At 44.6% G+C, this 21,910-nt stretch carries 23 protein-coding genes; 13 read left to right on the forward strand and 10 right to left on the reverse strand.

Features of this window, described 5'->3' with window-relative positions:
• Window positions 1-98 precede the first annotated feature (98 nt).
• From accD to purF, 5 genes are all read left to right on the forward strand, one after another.
• Complete coding sequence (accD, locus tag AWH66_RS03495; RefSeq protein WP_063605691.1) at window positions 99-1,025, forward strand: acetyl-CoA carboxylase, carboxyltransferase subunit beta; 927 nt, start codon at window positions 99-101, stop codon at window positions 1,023-1,025.
• A gap of 42 nt (window positions 1,026-1,067) precedes the next feature.
• Window positions 1,068-2,348, forward strand: coding sequence for a bifunctional tetrahydrofolate synthase/dihydrofolate synthase (gene folC, locus AWH66_RS03500; protein WP_063605690.1), 1,281 nt, complete (start codon window positions 1,068-1,070; stop codon window positions 2,346-2,348).
• Between the two features lie 18 nt (window positions 2,349-2,366).
• The gene (locus AWH66_RS03505; RefSeq protein ID WP_063605689.1) at window positions 2,367-2,930 is read left to right on the forward strand and encodes an SPOR domain-containing protein; all 564 of its coding nucleotides are present in this window, start codon (window positions 2,367-2,369) and stop codon (window positions 2,928-2,930) included.
• 61 nt (window positions 2,931-2,991) lie between these two features.
• Window positions 2,992-3,480 carry a CvpA family protein gene (locus AWH66_RS03510; RefSeq protein ID WP_006071324.1) on the forward strand — a complete coding sequence of 163 codons (489 nt, stop codon included), beginning with the start codon at window positions 2,992-2,994 and terminating at the stop codon, window positions 3,478-3,480.
• A gap of 36 nt (window positions 3,481-3,516) precedes the next feature.
• Window positions 3,517-5,025 carry an amidophosphoribosyltransferase gene (gene purF / locus AWH66_RS03515; RefSeq protein WP_063605688.1) on the forward strand — a complete coding sequence of 503 codons (1,509 nt, stop codon included), beginning with the start codon at window positions 3,517-3,519 and terminating at the stop codon, window positions 5,023-5,025.
• Between the two features lie 81 nt (window positions 5,026-5,106).
• Here the strand turns inward: purF and AWH66_RS03520 are convergent, their stop codons facing one another.
• Entirely contained in the window at window positions 5,107-5,982 is an 876-nt protein-coding gene (locus AWH66_RS03520) for a LysR family transcriptional regulator (RefSeq protein WP_063605687.1), read from the reverse strand.
• Between the two features lie 354 nt (window positions 5,983-6,336).
• On the opposite strand from AWH66_RS03520, the gene AWH66_RS03530 reads away from it, so the two are divergent.
• From AWH66_RS03530 to recR, 6 genes are all read left to right on the forward strand, one after another.
• Entirely contained in the window at window positions 6,337-7,440 is a 1,104-nt protein-coding gene (locus AWH66_RS03530) for a response regulator (RefSeq protein WP_063605685.1), read from the forward strand.
• 280 nt (window positions 7,441-7,720) lie between these two features.
• Entirely contained in the window at window positions 7,721-8,128 is a 408-nt protein-coding gene (locus AWH66_RS03535; protein ID WP_063605684.1) for a YbaN family protein, read from the forward strand.
• A gap of 133 nt (window positions 8,129-8,261) precedes the next feature.
• Window positions 8,262-8,807: an adenine phosphoribosyltransferase gene (gene apt / locus AWH66_RS03540; protein WP_063605683.1), complete on the forward strand. Its 546-nt coding sequence runs from the start codon at window positions 8,262-8,264 to the stop codon at window positions 8,805-8,807.
• Between the two features lie 13 nt (window positions 8,808-8,820).
• Window positions 8,821-11,004: a DNA polymerase III subunit gamma/tau gene (gene dnaX / locus AWH66_RS03545; RefSeq protein WP_063605682.1), complete on the forward strand. Its 2,184-nt coding sequence runs from the start codon at window positions 8,821-8,823 to the stop codon at window positions 11,002-11,004.
• A gap of 110 nt (window positions 11,005-11,114) precedes the next feature.
• Window positions 11,115-11,444, forward strand: coding sequence for a YbaB/EbfC family nucleoid-associated protein (locus AWH66_RS03550; protein ID WP_006071316.1), 330 nt, complete (start codon window positions 11,115-11,117; stop codon window positions 11,442-11,444).
• A 22-nt stretch (window positions 11,445-11,466) separates the two neighbouring features.
• Complete coding sequence (gene recR / locus AWH66_RS03555) at window positions 11,467-12,066, forward strand: recombination mediator RecR (protein ID WP_063605681.1); 600 nt, start codon at window positions 11,467-11,469, stop codon at window positions 12,064-12,066.
• Between the two features lie 69 nt (window positions 12,067-12,135).
• On the opposite strand, the gene aqpZ is transcribed toward recR, so the two are convergent.
• Window positions 12,136-12,831, reverse strand: coding sequence for an aquaporin Z (gene aqpZ, locus AWH66_RS03560; protein ID WP_063605680.1), 696 nt, complete (start codon window positions 12,829-12,831; stop codon window positions 12,136-12,138).
• Window positions 12,832-12,908: 77 nt separating this feature from the next.
• Window positions 12,909-13,157 (reverse strand): YkgJ family cysteine cluster protein, encoded by a 249-nt coding sequence (locus AWH66_RS03565; protein ID WP_063605679.1) that lies wholly within the window; start codon window positions 13,155-13,157, stop codon window positions 12,909-12,911.
• Between the two features lie 159 nt (window positions 13,158-13,316).
• Between AWH66_RS03565 and AWH66_RS03570 the strand changes: the two genes are divergently transcribed.
• A complete protein-coding gene (locus AWH66_RS03570) occupies window positions 13,317-13,754 on the forward strand; it encodes a YcgN family cysteine cluster protein (RefSeq protein ID WP_006071312.1) in 438 nt (145 codons plus the stop codon).
• 37 nt (window positions 13,755-13,791) lie between these two features.
• Here AWH66_RS03570 and AWH66_RS03575 read toward each other — a convergent pair whose 3' ends face one another.
• From AWH66_RS03575 to gap, 6 genes are all read right to left on the reverse strand, one after another.
• Window positions 13,792-15,666: a BCCT family transporter gene (locus AWH66_RS03575; RefSeq protein WP_063605678.1), complete on the reverse strand. Its 1,875-nt coding sequence runs from the start codon at window positions 15,664-15,666 to the stop codon at window positions 13,792-13,794.
• A 91-nt stretch (window positions 15,667-15,757) separates the two neighbouring features.
• Window positions 15,758-16,123 (reverse strand): hypothetical protein, encoded by a 366-nt coding sequence (locus tag AWH66_RS03580; protein WP_063605677.1) that lies wholly within the window; start codon window positions 16,121-16,123, stop codon window positions 15,758-15,760.
• Window positions 16,124-16,266: 143 nt separating this feature from the next.
• The gene (locus AWH66_RS03585) at window positions 16,267-17,217 is read right to left on the reverse strand and encodes a ChaN family lipoprotein (RefSeq protein WP_063605676.1); all 951 of its coding nucleotides are present in this window, start codon (window positions 17,215-17,217) and stop codon (window positions 16,267-16,269) included.
• A gap of 104 nt (window positions 17,218-17,321) precedes the next feature.
• Window positions 17,322-18,134 (reverse strand): 23S rRNA (guanine(745)-N(1))-methyltransferase, encoded by an 813-nt coding sequence (gene rlmA, locus AWH66_RS03590; protein WP_063605675.1) that lies wholly within the window; start codon window positions 18,132-18,134, stop codon window positions 17,322-17,324.
• Window positions 18,135-18,204: 70 nt separating this feature from the next.
• Complete coding sequence (locus AWH66_RS03595) at window positions 18,205-19,089, reverse strand: D-hexose-6-phosphate mutarotase (protein ID WP_063605674.1); 885 nt, start codon at window positions 19,087-19,089, stop codon at window positions 18,205-18,207.
• A gap of 144 nt (window positions 19,090-19,233) precedes the next feature.
• Window positions 19,234-20,229, reverse strand: a complete 996-nt coding sequence (gene gap / locus AWH66_RS03600; RefSeq protein ID WP_004748683.1) for a type I glyceraldehyde-3-phosphate dehydrogenase — start codon at window positions 20,227-20,229, stop codon at window positions 19,234-19,236.
• 362 nt (window positions 20,230-20,591) lie between these two features.
• On the opposite strand from gap, the gene msrB reads away from it, so the two are divergent.
• Window positions 20,592-20,993, forward strand: coding sequence for a peptide-methionine (R)-S-oxide reductase MsrB (gene msrB / locus AWH66_RS03605; protein WP_063605835.1), 402 nt, complete (start codon window positions 20,592-20,594; stop codon window positions 20,991-20,993).
• Window positions 20,994-21,077: 84 nt separating this feature from the next.
• Here msrB and AWH66_RS03610 read toward each other — a convergent pair whose 3' ends face one another.
• Entirely contained in the window at window positions 21,078-21,893 is an 816-nt protein-coding gene (locus AWH66_RS03610) for a DUF2989 domain-containing protein (RefSeq protein WP_063605673.1), read from the reverse strand.
• Window positions 21,894-21,910: the final 17 nt, after the last annotated feature.

Consider the following 21,910-nt stretch of genomic DNA (forward strand, 5'->3'; position numbering starts at 1 on the left):
TATCTACAGTTAGCCTGTAATATGGTTTAATCCAACGGCATTAATTAGAATTTCAATCTCTCGCCATTAAGCGGGAGTCACAAGAGAAAAGGTCTTCCATGAGTTGGCTTGAAAAAATTTTAGAAAAAAGCAACATCGTTAGCTCGCGCAAAGCGTCTATCCCAGAAGGTATCTGGACTAAATGTACTTCCTGTGAGCAAGTACTTTATCATGCTGAATTAGAGCGTAATCTAGAGGTGTGTCCTAAGTGTGACCACCATATGCGAATGAAAGCGCGTCGTCGTTTAGAAACATTCCTAGATGAAGGCAATCGTGTTGAACTTGCGACTGAGCTTGAGCCACAAGACAAACTCAAGTTTAAAGATTCAAAACGCTATAAAGAACGTATCTCTGCTGCTCAAAAAAACAGCGGTGAGAAAGATGCACTCGTTGTAATGCAAGGTGAATTGCTGGGTAACCCAGTCATCGCATGTGCATTTGAGTTCTCCTTCATGGGTGGCTCTATGGGCTCTGTGGTTGGTGCTCGCTTTGTTCGTGCAGTAGAAGCAGCTATAGAAAACAACTGTGGTCTAGTGTGTTTCTCTGCCAGTGGTGGAGCGCGTATGCAAGAGGCATTAATGTCTCTAATGCAAATGGCGAAAACCAGTGCTGCACTTGAGCGCTTATCTCAAAAAGGTCTGCCGTTCGTTTCTGTTATGACTGACCCAACTATGGGTGGTGTATCGGCGAGTTTAGCAATGCTGGGTGATATCAATATCGGTGAACCAAAGGCATTGATCGGTTTTGCTGGTCGTCGTGTTATCGAGCAAACGGTTCGTGAAGACTTGCCAGAAGGCTTCCAACGTAGTGAGTTCCTACTGGAGCACGGTGCGATTGATATGATTGTTGATCGTCGTGAAATGCGTCAACGCGTCGGTAGCCTACTTGCTAAAATGACAAATAAAGCGTCTCCTTTAGTGGTCTCAGTTGAAGATTCTCCAGAAGAACCGACATATGAAGTACCAGAAGTGGACGAAAAAGGGTAAAGTACTCACTAAGTTATCAAACGTTAAGATATTGACGGCTAAATGAGTTCACAATCCGTTCCACAAGCCACATCTTCTTTACAGGTGTGGCTTGATTACTTAAATAGTATTCATACTAGTGCTATCGACCTAGGTTTAGATCGAGTCTCGATAGTCGCCCAAAAGGGTCAATTGACCAAACCTGCTCCAACTGTCATTACCGTCGCTGGTACCAATGGCAAAGGCTCCACTTGCGCGCTTATGGAAGCAATCTTGCTCGATGCAGGTTATTCAGTCGGTGTTTATAGTTCCCCACACCTTATCCGTTACAACGAGCGTGTTCGCGTTAATGGTAGCGATCTTCCTGATGAATCACACACCCGTGCGTTTGACTATATCGAAAAGCTGCGCGGCGAAGTCAGCCTTAGTTTTTTCGAGTACGCCACGCTTGCTGCATTGCGACAGTTTCAGGAAAACAAAGTGGAAGTGGTTCTACTGGAAGTTGGTCTAGGAGGGCGTCTTGATGCAACCAACGTGGTTGATCACGACGTTTCTGTCATTACTAGCCTCGCTGTAGATCATGTTGATTGGCTGGGTAACGATATCAATGTGATTGGGTTCGAGAAAGCAGGAATCTTTAGAACTGGGAAGCCCGCAATATGTGGTCAGCCCAAACCACCTGCAACTGTACCTGCGCATGCTGATGATATTAAGGCAAATTTCTACCAAACTGGTATTCAATTTGACTACAAACTGACGTCAGAGCACACATGGGCATGGCAACATGGCACATTCATGCTTGAGGACTTGCCAGTACCCGTCTTACCGCTCATGAATGCCAACACTGCGTTGATGGCGTTAGGGGCAGCGGAATTGGACATTTCCGATGTCAATATCGTTAATGGACTTAAACAAGCGCGTCTTCCGGGTCGTATGCAGATGCTTACCGGAACGCCACTGAGTATTCTTGATGTGGCCCATAATCCCCATTCAGCAGAGTATCTGGTTGCACAGCTTTCTAAGCATTACCCAAATCGCAGGTTTAAAGTCGTGATTGGCATGCTGCATGATAAGGATATCGAAGAGACCATTCGAGTGTTAAACCCATTAACTGAAGATTGGTATCCAGCGTCATTATCAGGGCCAAGAGCGGCGAGTGCAGACGAACTGTGCCAGCATTTAATGTCTGGCAATGCTCTAAAGCGATACGACAACCCAGTCAGTGCGTATCAAGCCGCGAAAAGTGAAGCAAAGTCAGACGATATGATTTTGGTCGTAGGATCCTTCCATACCGTTGGCGAAGTTCTTGAGTATTGTGAGAAGTTAGGCGTTCAAGAGCAATAAAGTAATTAAGGAGTATCAATGGCGAGTAAATTTCAAAGCCGCTTGGTGGGTACCATTGTATTGGTCGCAGTTGGTGTCATCATTTTGCCTGACCTACTTGATGGTAAAAAGCTTCATTACAAAGAAGAATTTGCCAGTATTCCACTTAAGCCTGAAATCAGCGCTCAAGTAGAAAGCTTTGAGGTACTAGAGCCAGAAGAAGACACATCGGTGTTACCTGACTCACCTGTTCAAGCAACGGTAGGGGAAGAGCTTGCAGCTATGCCTGAGCAGAAGGCTGAACAAGATAAGCGTGATATCGTAGATGTTGCAGTGAAAGAAGTGCCTGAGCGTAATGAGTATGCTGATAGTGCATGGATTATTCAGCTTATGGCTCTTAAGAATGCGGATAATGCTCGCGGTCTTGTTGCTGACCTACAAAAACGCGGCTATCAAGCACATGTAAAACAGGAAGCTACCTTTACGCGTGTCATCATTGGTCCAGATGTTTCAAAAAGTAAACTTGAGAAGCAATTGCTAGAATTGGAGAAAATTACCGGTTCAAAAGGTCAGTTGCTCAAATTTAAACCACTAAATCCATAAGAAAACGTTTGCGTCGCGGATTTTTCTGTTAAAATGCGCGCCAACTTGAGATGAAGAATTCATGAATTGGTTAGATTTTGTCATTTTGGGTGTGATTGGGCTTTCAGCTTTAATCAGTTTAGTTCGCGGATTTGCCAAAGAGGCAATGTCTTTAGTGATATGGTTCGGCGCATTTTTTATTGCCAGCCAGTACTACGCAAAACTTGCGGTGTACTTTACCAATATCGAAGATGAGATGTTCCGAAATGGCGCCGCAATTGCTGCCCTATTTGTTGCCACACTGATTGTTGGGGCATTGATTAATTATGTTTTAGGGCAGTTAGTGCAAAAAACGGGTCTATCGGGTACTGACAGAGTATTAGGTATCGTATTTGGCGCGCTTCGAGGTGTGTTAATTGTTTCAGCGGTATTGTTCTTTGTCGATACCTTCACGACACTAAATAGCAGTGAATGGTGGGAGTCTTCCCAGCTTGTTCCGCAATTTAAACTTGTGATACAGCCGTTTTTTGAACACATCGAAGCAACTTCTAGTTTCCTGTCTGGCGCCTAATGGCGTCAGCTAATGTCGCAAATCGAGGATTAGGACATGTGTGGTATTGTTGGAATCGTTGGCTCAACGCCTGTGAATCAGTCTATCTATGACGCTTTGACCGTTTTACAGCACCGTGGCCAAGATGCCGCTGGTATTGTTACCATAGAAAGCAATCGTTTTCGTCTGCGTAAGGCGAATGGTCTAGTAAAAGACGTATTTGAAGCGAAGCATATGCAACGCCTCCAAGGTTGTGTTGGTATTGGACATGTTCGTTACCCTACAGCAGGTAGCTCAAGCGCTTCAGAAGCTCAACCTTTCTACGTGAACTCACCATTCGGAATCACACTGGCTCACAATGGTAACTTGACTAATGCTCACGAAGTTCGTGAGAAGCTGTTTGAAAAAGACCGTCGTCATGTGAACACTACGTCCGACTCTGAAGTACTACTGAATGTTCTAGCCCATGAAATTGATACCGTAAAAGGCAATGTGACATCTGATGATGTCTTCAGAGCTGTTACTAATGTACATCGTACGATCAAAGGGGCTTACGCAGTAGCTGCTATGATTATCGGCCACGGTATGATTGCATTTCGTGACCCTAACGGTATCCGACCGCTATGCTTAGGTAAACGTGACGTCGAAGGAAAAACCGAGTATATGGTGGCTTCTGAGTCGGTAGCTCTTGATGCCGTGGGCTTTGACTTCGTTCGCGATGTCGCTCCAGGTGAAGCGATTTATGTGACTTTTGACGGTGAGCTATTCACGCGTCAATGTGCTGACAACCCAAGCCTAAACCCATGTATTTTTGAGTTTGTTTACTTTGCTCGTCCCGACTCATTCATCGACAAAATTTCTGTTTACAGTGCGCGCGTTGAAATGGGTAAGAAACTGGGTGAGCGCATTCAGCAAGAATATTCGGATCTAGACATTGATGTGGTTATCCCAATCCCTGAAACGTCATGTGATATCGCATTGCAAATCGCTCAGGCCATCGATAAGCCATACCGCCAAGGTTTTGTTAAGAACCGTTATGTCGGTCGTACCTTCATTATGCCAGGCCAACAACAACGTAAGAAGTCGGTTCGTCGTAAACTGAACGCCATTCGCTCAGAATTTAAAGGTAAGAACGTTCTGTTGGTGGATGACTCGATTGTTCGCGGTACAACGTCAGAGCAAATCATTGAGATGGCACGCGATTCAGGAGCTAACAAAGTATTCATGGTTTCCGCTGCGCCGGAAGTTCGCTTCCCTAACGTTTACGGTATTGATATGCCGAGCGCCAATGAACTGATTGCTCACGGCCGTGATAACGATGCTATCTGTAAGCAAATTGGTGCGGACGCCCTAATCTACCAAACCATTCCTGACCTAATTGAAGCTGTTGGTCTTGGAAACCCAGATGTGAAATTGTTTGAGGCGTCAGTGTTCAACGGTGAATATGTGACTGGCGATATTGATCAAACGTATCTAGACTTTCTTGACTCGCTGCGTAGTGATGACGCAAAAGCGCAACGTGATATTCAAGCGGACCTAGCGAATCTAGAACTGCATAACGAATAAGCAAAAGATGAAAAGAAAAAACCAGAGCAAGCTCTGGTTTTTTTTTGCCTCTAAAATTTGAAACCGTAGTCTAGTGACAGATCAATGAAGTGAGTAATCGATAACAAAGTCGATGAATAGACGGACTTTTTCAGGTAGATGATCTTTATGGTTATAGAGCATATAAATATCGCGTGGGTTCGCACTCCACTCAGGCAGGACTCGAACTAGCTCTCCGTTGTTAATGTACTCTTTTAGCATGACATCGGGCATCAAGGTTATCCCCAAACCAGCAGAACACGCTCTGCGAACCACATTTAAGCTATTGGCTTCGAAACGGCCTTTCGTGTTGTTAATAATGGACTCGCCACTGGTATTTTTCAGTTGCCATTTAATTAACGGTGCGCCTTTTAATAGGCGATGGGTTGATAACTCTTCGGCATGCTTAGGCTCGCCGTTTAATGACAGATAGTCTGGGTGCGCAACAAGGATATCTTTGACCGTACTGATTTTACGAGCAATTAAACTTGAATCACGTTGAGGACCGACGCGGAAAATAACGTCCCATTCTGTTGGGTCTAATTGATCGGCATGGTTGCTCATCGTTAGCTCAAGGCTGATGTCAGGGTATTTAGACATAAAGTCATTGAACATTGGCATCATCATGCGCTTAGTCAAATTAGAAGGTGACGATATTTTTAATTTACCAGACGCACCTTTGCATTCATCTGCGATATCTTCGGTAGTGCTAGTAAGACGCTGAAGAAGGGGAGAGCACTCACTATAGAAGCGTTCACCCGCTTCAGTTAAAGACAGTTTTCGCGCGTGACGATTCAGTAAACGAAGATTCAAAGAATCCTCTAGAGCCTGTATACGTCGAGTAATTGTTGCAACAGGGATCATTGTCTTACGAGAAGTTGCTGTATAACTCCCATTTTCCACAACAAGTCGGAACAGATTTAAATCGTCAAGTTTCATATATTCAACTATTTGTATTAATTGGCTTTTAGTATAGCTTACACCTTGTCAAGCTGGCGTGGTTAATTTCAAGCGTTGTTGCTAAATAACACAAGGGTTCTCAAGCAAACTAACTTGATATCAAAGGGTTGTTTGATTTTTTCAACTTTAGCTATTGTATTAAAAAAACTCTCCCAAGGGTACATTTGTATAAAAACGAATTTCTGCCTACAGTTAAAATACTCAGGAGCAGTTTGTTCTGCTGCCTGCATATACATATAAATGCATTATTGTAACGTGTCCTACGGTACGACGTTTAATGTAAACCAAAAAATAATAACAACAAGCTCAATAAATTTTGTGAGGCGTAATTTTATGTCTAATACCGACAGTCAGGCTGCTGTGGCTATACCTCATCAGCAACACAGTGCGCGGATTATGGTTGTTGATGATGATCCCGTATTTCGAACCGTTACCCGAAACTTTCTTGAGGCAACGGGCCACCAAGTAATAGAAGCTGGGGATGGATTAGAGGCTTTAAAACTACTTAGCATTGCTGAGCCAGATTTAGTGCTTTGTGATTTAGCTATGCCGCTTCTTACTGGCATGGAGTTCACCGAAGAGGTGCGCGTAGAATACCCGTCATTACCGGTTATTGTAATTTCAGCGACGGGTGATATGGCGGACGTTGCTAAAGCGTTACGTATGGGAGTAAAAGACTTCTTAACCAAACCTATTGGTGATTATAAACATCTTACGGAATCTATTAATGTCGTCTTAGAGGAGAGTTCTAGCAGTTGTGAACAATCTGACTTTGTCAGTCGATGGTTCCGTATTGATGAATCAGAAGAAGACGGTTCGCAAGAAGAACAAGAACTGCATTGGCACCTACAATATCTCCAGCAAAATCCTAACGCAGCGAGAGAATTGCTCACAGCACTGTTACCTGAAAAAGATTCTGCGTTAGGGGCGTGGAGAAGTAGTTACCGGCTTTTGCAGTCGGCCAATACGTTACCACTTGTGTTCGATTACACATGGCTTATGAGCGGTCAGATGGCATTTTATCTGGTCGATGCTTCATCAAGTGACCATGGGGGTGTGGCTAGTACGTTGTTAGTACGGACACTATTTGATGATTATGTACGCCGTTTGCATCACAACAGTGTCGATCTTAAAGATCTTGCGCGAAATATAGAAAAAGGTATGCAATGCTCGTGCGCTGCATATCCTGTCGAAGCTGTTTTTGGCGTGATTGATTTATCGGAGGGCACCATATCTGTCTTGCCCGCTGGATTGGATTGTCGTTGGGAGAATTCTCAAGCTCATTACAACATCTCCGGGTCAAATCGTTTGGGTGAGAACTGTTTAAGTAATTTTATGACTAAAGACCTTGCTGTTTTAGAAGGGGGAAAGCTGTCCTTAAGTCGTGTTGGTTCAAGTAGTTTCAGTTGGGAGGTGAAACTCGCACTGCCAAGTTAAAACAGCGTCGTTGAAGCGCTCTTCAAAAATAACCACACAGTTAGTCTGTTTTTGATTGAATGTAATTGAGATATAGTCAAAGTGTTAACAAAAATGGGAAGCGAAAGCTTCCCATTTTGATGTCTAAAACAACTATACCCAAGAGCAAAGTCATGTCTGATACAGAATTCAAAGAACCATACAACATTTTTTACTTTTTAGGCTTCATTGCCGCATTGCTAATTCCAACGCTTCCCGCTACTCTGACGTGGATTAGAGTTATGAACGGATATGCGGGTTTTTGACCAATACAATAAGTCCAGTTAAACGTTTCTTTTGGAATACGTTAGGTGTTGCTTCAGTAATATTGGGTGTGGTAGGCATCGTACTTCCGCTTCTACCCACCACACCTTTCCTGCTTCTGGCTAGTGCGAGTTTTTTCCGTGGTAGCCCTCAATTTCATGATTGGTTACTTTCTCATCGTAAGCTCGGTCCCATCATCTCTGACTGGGAAAACGAGCGTTGCATTAAACGCGCGGTCAGAACCAAAGGCGCAATCTTCATCGTTTTAAGTTTTGCTATCTCTATATTGGTTGTCCAACCAGTGTGGTTAAAAGTTGCGCTATTTATGCTGTTTATCGGCGTTTTTACCTTCTTTTTGCGAATTCCTGTGAAACAGCCCGTTGCCGACCACGATGAAAATCACTAACATGTGAAGGTTGTGTGCCCACGCTTAATGTGGGCGTTTTAATTTATACCTACAGAATGAACGTGCTCGTGACTATTCGCGACAGCGTACTCTGATCGTCAGGCATATAAAGACCTTTCCAGAGACCAATACTATGACAATCGATAAAATCTCCCAGATCAAAGCAAGCATCAAAAGCATTCCAGATTACCCAAAGCCAGGTATTCTATTTCGTGATGTAACGAGTCTTATGGAAGACGCAGCAGCTTACAAAGCAACGATAGAGATGCTTGTGGACAAATACAAAGATCAGGGCTTCACTAAAATTGTTGGTACTGAAGCTCGTGGCTTTTTGTTTGGGGCACCTCTAGCGCTTGAGCTAGATCTGGGATTTGTTCCAGTTCGTAAGCCCGGTAAGCTGCCACGTGAAACTGTTGCACAATCGTATGAACTTGAATATGGCACTGATACTTTAGAAATCCACACAGACGCTATTTCGGAAGGCGATAAAGTCCTGATGGTTGATGATCTGTTAGCGACTGGTGGCACGATTGAAGCTACAACAAAACTCATTCGCCAACTAGGTGGTGAAGTATCTCACGCTGCATTTGTAATCAATCTACCAGAAATTGGTGGAGATAAGCGCTTAGAAGCACTAGGTATTGAAGTATATAGCTTGTGTGAATTTGAAGGTCACTAATTAGGACACCTTAATGAGTTATCTCGCGTTAGCTAGGAAATGGCGACCAAGAAAATTTTCAGAGGTAGTTGGACAAACCCATGTCTTAACTGCGCTTGAGAATGCACTAGACCAGAATAGGCTGCATCATGCTTATTTGTTCAGTGGTACACGTGGTGTGGGGAAGACGTCCATAGGTCGCTTGTTCGCAAAAGGTTTAAACTGTGAAACAGGCATCACCTCGACACCTTGTGGTACATGTTCGACTTGTATAGAGATTGATGAAGGCCGAAGTGTTGACTTGCTTGAGATCGATGCGGCGTCTCGTACAAAGGTTGAAGATACTCGAGAGCTTCTAGATAACGTTCAATATAAGCCAGCGAGAAACCGATTTAAGGTTTACCTGATCGATGAAGTTCATATGCTTTCGCGTCATAGCTTCAATGCGTTGCTTAAAACGCTTGAAGAGCCACCGGAGTATGTGAAGTTCTTACTGGCAACGACGGATCCTCAAAAGCTGCCGATGACCATTCTGTCGCGCTGCTTACAGTTCCACCTCAAGCCGATCACGGTTGAGAATATCCAGCAACAGCTAGAGCATATTCTTGAGAAGGAACAAGTTCAGTCTGAAAACCGGGCGCTTGCTCTGCTTGCTCATGCTGCTGACGGCAGTATGCGTGATGCATTGAGCTTGACCGACCAAGCGATCGCGCTAGGAAATGGCAATGTGTCGACACCAGTCGTCAGTCAGATGTTGGGGACATTAGATACGGCTCAAGCGATTCAAATACTGGAATCATTGGCTACGGGTGATGCACATCAAGTTATGACTAAGCTTGAGCACTTGGCGGAAAATGGTGTGGATTGGGATACATTGCTTTCTGAACTCGCATTGCAGTTACATAGAATCGCGATGGCCCAGGCATTACCATCTAGTATCGATGCCGCAACTGCCGACAGTGACAAGATTCAGCACCTTGCGCGAACACTACAAGCAACTGATGTACAGCTGTACTATCAAATTGCTCTGAAAGGCCGGCAAGATCTGCCCTTCGCTCCATCGCAACGTGTCGCCGTTGAAATGACGCTATTGCGTATGTTGGCATTTAGGCCAAGTACTCAGCTCAGTGCTAATGAAATCACGGTTGCGAATCAAAGTGCAGTGGCTAAGCCGGCGTTGTCATCGTCACAAAGTATGGCAACACAGCAGGTGTCGAGTGACACTAACGCTCAAACTTATGCCACACCGACGCCTCAGTTTGATAGTACGCGTGAACCGTATATTGATACTTCTACTATGCCGATGGGTAACCAGCAAGTACGGGCCGAACATCGACCAAGTACGCAAAGTGAATGGCAAGCACCTCCATCAAGTCAAGAGCAGTATTCTCAAAAACCGCCTGAGCAAATCCAGCCCGCTCCAAATACTGGAGCTAATGATGCTGTTCGCGGTGAGGCGCAGCGCTCAGTACCTGCCAGCGAGCCTGCAAGACCTTCGGGTGGATTACGTCATCAATTACGTTCGAAACGACAATCGGCTTCTCAAGGTCAAGCGAATTCAGGAAACTCTCCTGTAAAAAAGCCTAAAGCGTCATCTGAATCTGCCTCTGTATTAGAGCGCGTTGCTCAGAGAACCCCAGGTCGCACGCCAAGTGCGTCAAATGGTTTAGATGCCGCTAAATCAAATACCGAGCAGGTTAAAGATAACGAGCCTTATCGATGGCGGCCAACAGGTAATGTTGTTGCCCAAGAAGTGAAGCCTGTCGTCAAACCGTCTACGCTTAAAAAGGCTCTTGAACATATCAAAACGCCAGAAATGGCGCAGCGACTCACGCAAGAAGCTGCTCAGCAAGACACTTGGGCTGAACTGCTTGAACGTCTCGATGTTGGCAAACTAGTGCAACAATTAGCGCTTAACTCAGTCTTCAAAAAAGATGGTTCATCCATTCAATTGGGACTGCGTGCTACGCATGCGCATTTAAATTCTGACAAAAATCAGTCAGAACTACTTGCAGGGCTTAATGTCTTATTGGGAGAAGAGTGTCATTTGTCGGTAGAGCTCTCTGAGGAGGGGACGACACCACTCGAGTTGCGTGAGCAGTTATATCAAGGCAAGCTTTCTGATGCGGCCAAGAGCTTGCAAGCGGATCCTAACATTCAGTTTATTGTTACAAGGTTTGCGGCAGAGCTAGACGAAGAGAGTATTCGACCTTTATAAAGTTACTTTCCCGGTTGTTTGCTCGAGGTAAACAGCTAGGATACGGGGTTGCAATCTATGAATGCGTCCCCATGTTATTAGTTGAAACATGAATAAACCGAGAGAACCCTATGTTTGGTAAAGGTGGTATGGGCAACCTGATGAAGCAAGCCCAGCAAATGCAAGAGCAGATGCAAAAGCTTCAAGAAGAAATCGCTAACATGGAAGTAACAGGTGAGTCTGGTGCTGGCCTTGTTAAAGTAACCATCACAGGTAGCCACAGCACTCGTCGTGTTGAAATCGATGAAAGCCTTATGGAAGACGACAAAGAGATGCTAGAAGACTTGATCGCAGCGGCGTTCAATGACGCGGCTCGTCGTGTAGAGGAAACTCAAAAAGAGAAAATGGCGTCAGTAACTGGTGGAATGCAGCTACCACCAGGCATGAAAATGCCTTTCTAATTGAAGGATTAGAGAACAATTAATGCGTACTAGCCATATGCTGGAGCATTTGATGGAGGCCTTGCGATGTCTACCTGGGGTTGGTCCCAAGTCAGCACAACGCATGGCCTTTCATTTGTTACAGCGCGATAGAAAAGGCGGTCTTCAGCTAGCGGATGCACTTTCAAATGCAATGACTGAAATTGGTCATTGTCAGGAATGCCGTACCTTTACCGAAGAAGAAGTTTGTCATATCTGTAGCAATCCTAAGCGTAAAGAGAATGGCCAACTTTGTGTGGTAGAGAGTCCTGCTGATATTGCTGCTGTAGAAGCAACGGGGCAATTCTCAGGTCGCTATTTTGTTCTAATGGGGCACTTGTCGCCATTAGATGGCATCGGTCCTAGCGATATTGGATTAGATGTTCTTGATTATAGACTGCGCCAAGGCGATATCGGTGAAGTCATTCTAGCAACCAACCCAACAGTGGAAGGTGAAGCAACCGCGCACTACATTGCTGAACTGTGTCATGAACACAAGGTATCAGCAAGTCGCATTGCTCATGGCGTTCCTGTGGGCGGTGAGTTAGAACTGGTCGATGGAACGACGTTGTCTCACTCTCTGTTGGGCAGACAAAAAATCTAAAGTAGATTGCTAAATAAGATTGATAGTGAAAAGGCGCATTTAGCGCCTTTTTTATGTTCAAAATTAGCTTTAGTCATGATCACTGCTTAGCAAGGAACGATACACCCAAGCTCCAATGATTGCGCCAACAATAGGTGCCAGCCAGAATAGCCACAATTGTGCGACAGCCCAATCACCAACGTAAAGCGCGACCCCTGTACTGCGTGCTGGATTTACCGACGTGTTGGTTACAGGAATACTGATTAGGTGAATCAGAGTCAAGCACAAGCCAATCGCTATAGGGGCGAAGCCTTGCGGTGCTCTTTTGTCAGTAGATCCCATGATGACCAGTAAAAACATTGCTGTCATGACGACTTCGCAGAGCAAGGCCGCGGTTAACGAGTACTTCCCTGGAGAGTGTTCTCCATAACCATTAGAGGCGAACCCAGACGCGGCGGCGTCAAATCCGGCTTGTCCGGAGGCGATAATATAGAGCACGCCACCCGCAAGTAAGCCACCGATGACTTGAGCAACGATATAAGGAAGTAGCTCTTTGGCTTCGAAGCGACCACCGGCCCAAAGGCCGATACTAACGGCTGGGTTTAAGTGACACCCAGAAATGTGGCCAATAGCAAATGCCATTGTGAGCACAGTCAAACCAAAGGCAAACGCCACACCCAATAAGCCAATACCTACATCTGGAAATGCTGCCGCTAACACCGCTGAACCGCAACCTCCGAGTACTAGCCAGAATGTACCAAATACCTCAGCTAAATATCTGTTCATAAGAAACACCATTCTTAATGTTGTGCGTCTTAACAACATAGCTTATTGGTTTGATACTGCCAGTTTAGCGTTAGATATTAGGTAATTCGTTCAAGCTCTAGGATGTTTGCCAATGCTTTAGCATTAGTATCGCCACACACGTCTGGACAGGCTTTAAAAGCATGACACACTTTTGGTCGTTCGGGCTGACCAAACAACTTACAAAGATTGTGTTCATCAAGTTGTATGCAGCGAACGCCGCTGGGTTTGCCGTTTGGCATTCCAGGAATAGGGGAAGAAATACTGGGGGCGATACAACACGCACCACAACCTAGTCGACAATCCATCTTTTGCAGCCTTAAAATTGAAGGGCGCTGAGTTTACCAAAAATAAAGGTGTTGTACATAATTGAATCACAGCTACGGCATCCAGAACGAACAGAGTACTTGCAGTTTGTACCGACTAGCGGTATAAAACGCCTCCATAGATTTAGAAGGTAATACCACATGACCAGTCCATTTTGGGAAACAACACCATTAGAGCAAATGAGTGAACAGCAATGGGAATCATTGTGTGATGGTTGTGGTAAGTGCTGCCTACACAAACTTATGGATGAAGACTCGGATGAGGTCTATTACACCAATGTGGCTTGTAGTTGGCTGAACAGCAAAACCTGTTCGTGTAAGGATTATCCAAATCGATTCCAATCGGGTGAAGAATGTCTAAAGCTAACCCGTGAAAAAATTCACGAGTTTAATTGGCTCCCAGAAACGTGCTCATACCGTGTGTTATCAGAAGGAAAACCCCTTCCAGAATGGCATCCATTGATCACGGGTTCTAAGTCCGCTATGCATGCGGCAGGGGAAAGTGTTCGCAATAAGGTCGTGTATGAAATTGATGTGGTGGATTGGGAAGACCACATAATCAACCATCCAAATCGTTAATAGAAAAGCAGGCTTTGAGCCTGCTTTTTTGTTGCTATTAGCTTGCGGAACAAACCTCAGTAAACCTCATTCTCGCATCTTGTGCAGCCTGTGAGGACTGCTCTTTCGCGTTCTGAGCATCTGTGAGTAATTGAAGCTTCGCCTCTAAATCGTCCAACAATTCTTGTGGAATCGCTTTACTGGTGTCATCGGCATGCTCTAAAGCATAAGCGCGAATCTTTTTCTTAACTTTGAACAGAGCATGCAGCGCAGTGCGCTCTTCATCCGCGGCAATTTGCGCAGCGTCACGACACTTTTCAAAGTTAGCTAGTGCTACGCCTTCATTTGACCAAGGATCAAACTCTGGCAGCTCTTCTATGTTAATTGTTGGCTCTACATAATCTTCTTGGTGACGAATGTCCAACGTTGTGGCTTTGACCGCAGAAATCATCAACATAACTGCAATACCGAGTAGAGGCAGCCCGCCAACGATTGCAGCAGTTTGCAGTGTGCTCAAACCACCTAAGAACATGAGAACAGCAGGCATAAAGCTCAAAGTGAAGGCCCAAAATAAGCGGTTCCAGCGCATTGGCTCCTGTGTTACGTCTTTTTGAACCACAGACGCCAAGATGTAGGAGATTGAGTCGAATGTTGTTGCAGTAAAGATGATACACAGCAGGGTAAACAACAGAATGATAAACCAAGCAAATGGGAGTTCTGACAACATAGAAAAGATGGCTTTTGTTGCACCAAACTCGTTTAAAATTGCGACAATATCAAGCTGTCCGGATAGTTGTAGTGATAGGCCGTAGTTTCCTAAGATGATGAAAAATAGGAAGCAACCACATGAACCAAAAAACAATGAACCTGCGACCATCTGTTTGATGGTGCGACCGCGAGAAATGCGTGCGACAAACAAGCCCATACTCGGCGCGAACACTAACCACCATGCCCAGTAGAAAATAGTCCAATCTTGTGGGAAGTGAGTGTTGTCAAATGTGCCGTAGCCACCAAATGGCTCAGCCCACGTTGCCATCACAAAGAAGTTGGACATCATTCGACCGATTGAATCTAGACCCGTCTCAAGAATAAAAATAGTTGGACCCAAAACTAACACTAAAGCAAGAAGCAGCATCGCACCCCAGAAGTTGATGTTACTGAGGATCTTAATGCCTTTCTCCATCCCCGCAAATGAAGAGTAGGCGAAAATCGCGGTACAGATAGCTAATACGCCGATTTGTGAATAGGTGTTTTGTGGTAGTCCGAATAAGACGCTCAAGCCCTCGCTGATAAGCGGGGCTGCAAGTCCTAATGTCGTCGCCGCACCACCTAATAGACCAAAGATGAAAAGCACATCAATCAGTTTACCGAGTGCACCATTTGTGTGTTTCTCGCCAATGACTGGGATCAAGGCGCTGGATACTTTCAGTGCAGGCTGCTTACGTACGTAGAAGAAATAAGCGATAGGTAGCGCAGGGATCAGGTAGATGGCCCATGCAATGGGTCCCCAGTGGAAAATGCCATATGTTGCCGCCCAGCGAACCGCTTCTTCACTTCCCGCTTCTAGTTGAAAAGGTGGCGCTTGATAATAATAAGCCCACTCAATACACCCCCAGTAGAGAATACTGGCACCGATACCGCCGCAAAACAGCATGGCAGCCCAAGAAGACGTTGCAAACTCTGGTGCTTCGTCAGGTTCGCCTAGTTTAATCTGACCAATATCGCTAAAAATGATGAATATCATAAAAAAGAGGGCAGCGAGGCCAAGGGCGAGATACAGGAAGCCAAACTTATCGGTCATAACGAGCTTGGCTTGCCCGATGATTTTTGCGCCTTGTTCAGGGAACATTATCAGGGGAATGATAACGCTCAGGAGCAATGTGATTGCGCCAAAGAAAGTTGGCTTATCAATCAGCTTGAAGTGTCGATTCATAAATTGTGATCATGCAGTTAAAGATGATCGATTATCAAGTGAATGTGGTTTCCACCTCAAACAGGATTATTTGTCGTTAGGATAAATGACGTTATGCCAAGGCCAATATCAAAGCACCTATGGTCACGGCTGCGGAGACATATTGACCGGCAGAGTAAGAACTATCTTCTTGTTTCTCTAGGTCATCTGGATGATCCATACCTAATGCACCGTGAGCAAAGGATGTGACAGATTTACCTACACTATCGTCATCGTCTTTTGAGATATTCTCTTTAGTGGCGTCTTCGCTCACTTCCTTTTCCAGCATTGCTTTGGCTTGAGGTGAGATGGAAACACTATCTCCGTTGCCCATAGGCAAAGTATTGCCGTTAGCAGTGTTACCTTCTACTACCGTCTTGGTGGCCGTCGCAACAGGTGCGTTTGTATGGCTCATTAGGTTTGAATTGACGCTTTGCATAACTATCTCCATTAGCGCTATCAATCAATACATCGTCAAATGTGGCAAAAACTTTATAAAAGCTTCTATAAATGAGAGATTGATCGATGCTGTTAACAAAGGACAAAGCAATTTGTGCGCCAGTCATAAGTAGTGTTGATGAGTTATTTGCAAACCAGTGAATCGTTGCGCATTTTTAGATTCTTATACGCCTTCATTCGGTTCTCACTTTTTATGTAACGTTCTGGTGGCGGTAGTACTTCCAATTGGTAGTCTTCGCTTGCACTAGCAATGTCACTTACTGGCGTAATCACGACGATACTCAAGTTAGGGTTCAATTGCTGGATCTGCGTTGCGGTTCCTAGTGCTTGCTCGGTATGAAATTTACCTGCGATGTGCATGACCTGAGAGTCAGGGTGTGCAGCCATATAGTCTACAATACTTTCTGCCATGGTCGCATCCCAGGCGAGTTGAGCAGCGTATTGTTTCTTCGTTTGCTCAATGTCACCGTGATGCATAGAGGCCATGAACTTTTCTTTGTACGGTGAATTTGACGTATCTATCGTTGTAGCGACCCGCGAGCGTTCTTGTTCATCCAGTTTATCTAAGTAGCCAACCCCCTGACGACCAATACAGCGGACGATGGATTTCGGTGCGTTGCTTGCAATGATGTCGATATCTGAATCCTTAGCTAACTCTACGAGTGGGCGGTAGTCACTTTCGTAATTTGGCCAAGCTCCTCCTTGTTTAATTAAGATCTGCTCGCCAATTTGGGAAGCGAGATAGTCATCAACTACAGACTGCTTGTCACGGGTAAACTGTTCCATAGAAAGCGCAGTGTCAGGGTTGTTATTAATGAGTTCTTTCAGAAGATCGGTTTGAAATCGGTGAATGCCCGCATGGGTATGCCATTCCCCAACTAGGATAACATCGGCGTTCAATATCGACTCAGGTAAAGTGTTCAGGCTGATAGATTCACCAGTCGGGCTGGCCAATTGGTAATCGTAAAATGAAGCGATCTTATCAGGTTTTATAGCCGAGTATTCAGGTGAGTTTTTTGTCGTGGTACAACCCGATAGAAGGGCGAGTGATATGAGAATGGGTAATGCTTTCATAGTCTGTTCTCTCTATAAAAATAGCCTTCATTGGAAGGCTATCTTGGAACCGTAATGGTAATAGAGATTGAACGTGGACTCAATCTAATTGAAAATAAATCTCATTACATTTTACGGTAGGCTCGAATCAAGAAATCAGCGCGACATTGAAACGATGCTTGTGATTTTAGGTTTGACCTTACTTCGTCTGTCGCTTTCCAAGCAAATGGTGTCATCTGCAATAAATCATACGCTTGTTGTCCACTAAGGTTCATTTCATAGTCTAGCTTAGATTCTGACAAAAGTTCGAAGCCTTCAATTTGCTCTGCCGTTTCATCATGTAAACGAACATCTTGATAGATCAGCGCCCTAAGTTCATATAAATGGTGACTACCTGGCGTTACGGTCAGCATGATACCTTGATCTTCAATACAGCGAAGTAACTCATCGTGTTTGCAAGGTGCGTAAATTCGAACCACAGCAGCTAGACTGTTTTCAGAGAAGGGCAGTTTATGACTTGAGGCAACGCAAAAGTTGACGTTTGGGTAGCGTTTTGCGCCGTATCGAACCGCTACTTTGGAAATATCGAGTCCATAAAAGTCTAACGTTTTGTCCCTTTCAGCTAGGTATTGTTGAAAAAAGCTGGTGTAATAACCTTCTCCACAGCCGATATCGAGAACAGTGCCATGGTCTACGAGTTTGGCTAGAGTTTCCACAACTTGCTGACGCATAGGTGCGTACAGGTCGTGCTCAAGAAAAGTACGTCGTGCCTGCATCATCTCTTTATTGTCGCCAGGATCTTTTGAGCGCTTGTGCTGCACAGGCATGAGGTTGACATAACCTTCTTTTGCCAAGTCGAACTGATGGTTGTTTTCGCAGCGAAAACTACGCTCATTAAGGGATAACGATTGCTGACAGAGCGGACATTGATAGGACATAGGTTAGACTCGACGAAAATTTTCGTAAGTCTAACCATATCATTGATTGGAAGCAATTAGCTCAGGCGATTTACTTTATCGAAAGAGTGGTTGCGAGCTGGTAAGTGTCACCAGGGTTAAGCTCCTGTCCCGCTTCTAGTGTCTTAGCGTGTAATGTGGACTCTATACAGAACATAGTTAAGTAGCCATCATCGTTCATGTCACCCATCGACTTCGCGCCTGCTTCCCAAGGATTCCAAAGGACTGCTGAATTGTCACCGTCATTGATGACGGAGAGTTGTCGAACTAATGCATTATCGTGAAGCACAATTTCTTTGCTCGGCTCGGTGTAAACACGATCGATAGTATCGGTTAGAGCCAGCATTTCGCCACCCTGACACACTTTACCTTGTTGTAGGCCATCAATATAAGTTGGGCCCATCCCGGTGACTTCCATGTTATGAATGTCACCGATGCTTAGATAGGTATGCAGTGCACCGGAGAACTTCCACGCAGCCGAATCGGTGTTGGTTACGTTGAGAGTAGCGGTGAGTGTTTCAGATACTTCTACGTTTAAAACGAGTTGGAAGCGGTGTGGCCAAATTTCGCGCGTTTGGTCGTTGTCAGATAACCCCAAGCTTACAATGACACCAGCATCGTTTTCACGGTGCTCGATTAGCGTCCAAGCACTGTTGCGCGCAAACCCATGAGCGGGGGCAGCAACGCGACCAAACCAAGGCCAGCAAATAGGGATGCCACCTCGTAGTGCAGCTTTATTGTCGTAGACCGCGTCTTTGCTCATCCAAATCAACTCTTCTTGATTAGAGGGCTTGAACGAGATGATATGACCGCCATGAAGGGAAATCGCAGCAGTTGCCTTCGGGTGGTTGATACGAACGATCGTATTGTCGCCTAGCTTAGCAGTCGTTACGCAGTCAGAAAGTACAGTTAAAGCTGGTAGCGTAGACAAGTCCATAGATTGTAACTCCTAGGTGTGAGTTTCTGGTTCCTAGGGGTGGGCAATGTTTGACATTCCCAGGTGATATTGAACCCAGAAACAGATACAAAAAAGGCGACCCAATGAGTCGCCTTAATACAAATATTCAGCTAAAAGCTTACATTACTTAGAGATGTGAGCGATTAGGTCTAGAACTTTGTTTGAGTAACCGATTTCGTTGTCGTACCAAGATACAACTTTAACGAAGTTGTCAGTTAGAGCGATACCAGCTTTAGCATCGAATACTGAAGTTTGAACTTCACCGATGAAATCTTGAGAAACAACTTGGTCTTCAGTGTAACCTAGAACACCTTTAAGAGCGCCTTCAGATGCTGCTTTCATAGCTGCACAGATAGCTTCGTAAGATGCACCGTTCTTAAGGTTAACAGTTAGGTCAACTACAGAAACGTTAGCAGTTGGTACGCGGAAAGCCATACCAGTTAGTTTGCCGTTTAGTTCTGGAAGAACAACGCCTACAGCTTTAGCAGCACCAGTTGAAGATGGGATGATGTTCTGAGAAGCACCACGACCACCGCGCCAGTCTTTAGCAGAAGGACCGTCTACAGTTTTTTGAGTAGCTGTAGTAGCGTGAACTGTAGTCATAAGACCAGATTCGATACCGAACTCGTCGTTAAGAACTTTAGCGATAGGCGCTAGACAGTTAGTAGTACAAGAAGCGTTAGAAACGATGTCTTGACCAGCGTAAGTGTCTTGGTTAACGCCCATTACGAACATTGGAGTAGCGTCTTTAGAAGGACCAGTCAGAACAACTTTCTTCGCGCCAGCAGTGATGTGCTTACGTGCAGTCTCGTCAGTTAGGAAAAGACCAGTTGCTTCTGCTACTACGTCAACATCGATAGCATCCCATTTTAGATCTTCTGGGTTGCGCTCTGCAGTTACACGTACAGTTTTGCCGTTAACGATTAGGTTACCGCCTTCAACTTCAACAGTACCGTTGAAACGGCCGTGAGTTGAATCGTACTTAAGCATGTATGCCATGTACTCAACGTCGATTAGATCGTTGATACCTACTACTTCGATGTCGTTGCGCTCTTGCGCTGCACGAAATACGAAACGACCGATACGGCCAAAACCGTTAATACCTACTTTGATAGTCATTATAGTTGCTCCACAACTTAATTTCTGTTTAAAGATAACTGGTAGTAAAATTACAGAATCCAGTCACTAACTTCAATAGATAATCGGAATTAATTTGTTTAAAGTCAAAAAAAAGTGTCGCTTTTCTTAACATTCGGTATTAAATGACGTTTTTTTGAACTTTGATAGAGACTCTGTAATAGTTTTAGTTATGTATTTAACCTTGTAAGCAAGGTAAGTTAACATAACTGATACAGCTTGGTTGGAAATTGACAACAATGTGCTACAACCAAGTTTGCTATACGTATGATATATAGCGTGTATAAAATGTAGACAATAAAAAAGGGAGTGTAAAGGTCGTGAGTGGTGAAAATAAAAACGCGATGAAGCCCGATGATTACTGGCGTGAGACCCTAAATGATGAACAATACCGTGTGTGTCGACAGCAGGGAACTGAAGCGCCTTTTAGCGGTACTCTACTACACAACCGTGATACTGGCTTATACCACTGTACTTGCTGTGAAGCGCCACTTTTTAATTCTGAGAGTAAGTATGATTCAGGCTGTGGTTGGCCTAGTTTTGATGCGCCTGTTGATGATGAAGCTATTCGATTTTTGGAAGATATAAGCCATGGTATGCAGCGAATAGAGATTAGATGTAAGGCGTGTGACAGCCATTTGGGCCATGTTTTTGAAGATGGTCCCAAAACCACGGGGCAAAGGTATTGTGTCAACTCTGTGTCGTTAATTTTCAACAAAAGCGAAAGTAGTGATGTATCTGACTGATTCTATGTACCATTCTTTCATTTTGTAGAAATAAAAACGGGCCCCATTAGTGGGGCCCGTTTTTACTTTCAATAATTTAGCTAACTACTGAAGCACTAAGTCTCTCGTATATTTTCCGTTATCAATAGCTTTCGCGACAGTTTTTGCCTGCTCATTGAGAGAGCGATACTCCTCTTCCGTTAACCCAAAAAGCAACCTGAGTTCGTCGTTTGAAGCGATAGGTACGTCAAACTCTTTACCAACCATCGCCCAAAGATAGGATTGCTTTGGGAGATCAAGGTTTTGAGTTACGCTCGCTAAAGACTTAATCACTTCTTTGTTGACGTGTTTTCCACCTGCTGAAAGCTCTAGAGAGCGATTTAATAGTTGATAGGTTTTTTGCTTATCTCGTGAAATATAGTAGGTGGCGAGTGCATATTGCATGGAAGAGGTGTCAAGTACGCCGGTATCTTCCATGGCTAAAAAACGACGTTTAGCTGCTTGGCTTCCCGTTTCGCTCCAAAGAAAATAGAGCGTTTCTGGAGAAGTGGAGCTCGCTAATTCTCGAGTGATTCGTTTTTGTTCTTCTATCGAATACATCAGAGCGTTAAATCTTTTTGCTTTGAGGTCGGCCTGTTCAATTGGCTGGATTTGAGATGCTAACTCTAGACACTTTCGATATGCCTTGAGCAGGTGATAGTCTTTGACTTGATTCTTTTCACTAGGATCGTCAAGCATCTCAGAGCGATGCCAAATAAGGTCTGTTCTCGCGATTCGGCATTGACCATCGTTTATGTTTAGTGAAGAACAGTTCAAACTGGGCTGGTTTTCGCAGAGTTGATCTGTGTTCTTGCGAGTTTCAAAACAGCCGGATAAAAGTGAAGTGGCTACTAAGACGGATAGGAGATAAGGTAATTTCATTCTACTACTTGTGATCA

The sequence above is a fragment of the Vibrio barjaei genome, from assembly GCF_001639065.2.
Lineage (GTDB): Bacteria > Pseudomonadota > Gammaproteobacteria > Enterobacterales > Vibrionaceae > Vibrio > Vibrio barjaei.

Excerpts from the sequence above, each read along its gene's own strand:
- AWH66_RS03565 (WP_063605679.1), bottom strand. The coding sequence starts at position 13,157 with ATGGATTGTCGACTAGGTTGTGGTGCGTGTTGTATCGCCCCCAGTATT.
- aqpZ (WP_063605680.1), bottom strand. The coding sequence starts at position 12,831 with ATGAACAGATATTTAGCTGAGGTATTTGGTACATTCTGGCTAGTACTC.
- apt (WP_063605683.1), top strand. The coding sequence starts at position 8,262 with ATGACAATCGATAAAATCTCCCAGATCAAAGCAAGCATCAAAAGCATT.
- AWH66_RS03585 (WP_063605676.1), bottom strand. The coding sequence starts at position 17,217 with ATGAAAGCATTACCCATTCTCATATCACTCGCCCTTCTATCGGGTTGT.
- AWH66_RS03550 (WP_006071316.1), top strand. The coding sequence starts at position 11,115 with ATGTTTGGTAAAGGTGGTATGGGCAACCTGATGAAGCAAGCCCAGCAA.
- AWH66_RS03575 (WP_063605678.1), bottom strand. The coding sequence starts at position 15,666 with ATGAATCGACACTTCAAGCTGATTGATAAGCCAACTTTCTTTGGCGCA.
- purF (WP_063605688.1), top strand. The coding sequence starts at position 3,517 with ATGTGTGGTATTGTTGGAATCGTTGGCTCAACGCCTGTGAATCAGTCT.
- AWH66_RS03505 (WP_063605689.1), top strand. The coding sequence starts at position 2,367 with ATGGCGAGTAAATTTCAAAGCCGCTTGGTGGGTACCATTGTATTGGTC.
- dnaX (WP_063605682.1), top strand. The coding sequence starts at position 8,821 with ATGAGTTATCTCGCGTTAGCTAGGAAATGGCGACCAAGAAAATTTTCA.
- AWH66_RS03610 (WP_063605673.1), bottom strand. The coding sequence starts at position 21,893 with ATGAAATTACCTTATCTCCTATCCGTCTTAGTAGCCACTTCACTTTTA.
- rlmA (WP_063605675.1), bottom strand. The coding sequence starts at position 18,134 with ATGTCCTATCAATGTCCGCTCTGTCAGCAATCGTTATCCCTTAATGAG.
- AWH66_RS03570 (WP_006071312.1), top strand. The coding sequence starts at position 13,317 with ATGACCAGTCCATTTTGGGAAACAACACCATTAGAGCAAATGAGTGAA.
- msrB (WP_063605835.1), top strand. The coding sequence starts at position 20,592 with ATGAAGCCCGATGATTACTGGCGTGAGACCCTAAATGATGAACAATAC.
- folC (WP_063605690.1), top strand. The coding sequence starts at position 1,068 with ATGAGTTCACAATCCGTTCCACAAGCCACATCTTCTTTACAGGTGTGG.
- gap (WP_004748683.1), bottom strand. The coding sequence starts at position 20,229 with ATGACTATCAAAGTAGGTATTAACGGTTTTGGCCGTATCGGTCGTTTC.
- AWH66_RS03530 (WP_063605685.1), top strand. The coding sequence starts at position 6,337 with ATGTCTAATACCGACAGTCAGGCTGCTGTGGCTATACCTCATCAGCAA.
- AWH66_RS03580 (WP_063605677.1), bottom strand. The coding sequence starts at position 16,123 with ATGCAAAGCGTCAATTCAAACCTAATGAGCCATACAAACGCACCTGTT.
- accD (WP_063605691.1), top strand. The coding sequence starts at position 99 with ATGAGTTGGCTTGAAAAAATTTTAGAAAAAAGCAACATCGTTAGCTCG.
- recR (WP_063605681.1), top strand. The coding sequence starts at position 11,467 with ATGCGTACTAGCCATATGCTGGAGCATTTGATGGAGGCCTTGCGATGT.
- AWH66_RS03520 (WP_063605687.1), bottom strand. The coding sequence starts at position 5,982 with ATGAAACTTGACGATTTAAATCTGTTCCGACTTGTTGTGGAAAATGGG.
- AWH66_RS03510 (WP_006071324.1), top strand. The coding sequence starts at position 2,992 with ATGAATTGGTTAGATTTTGTCATTTTGGGTGTGATTGGGCTTTCAGCT.
- AWH66_RS03595 (WP_063605674.1), bottom strand. The coding sequence starts at position 19,089 with ATGGACTTGTCTACGCTACCAGCTTTAACTGTACTTTCTGACTGCGTA.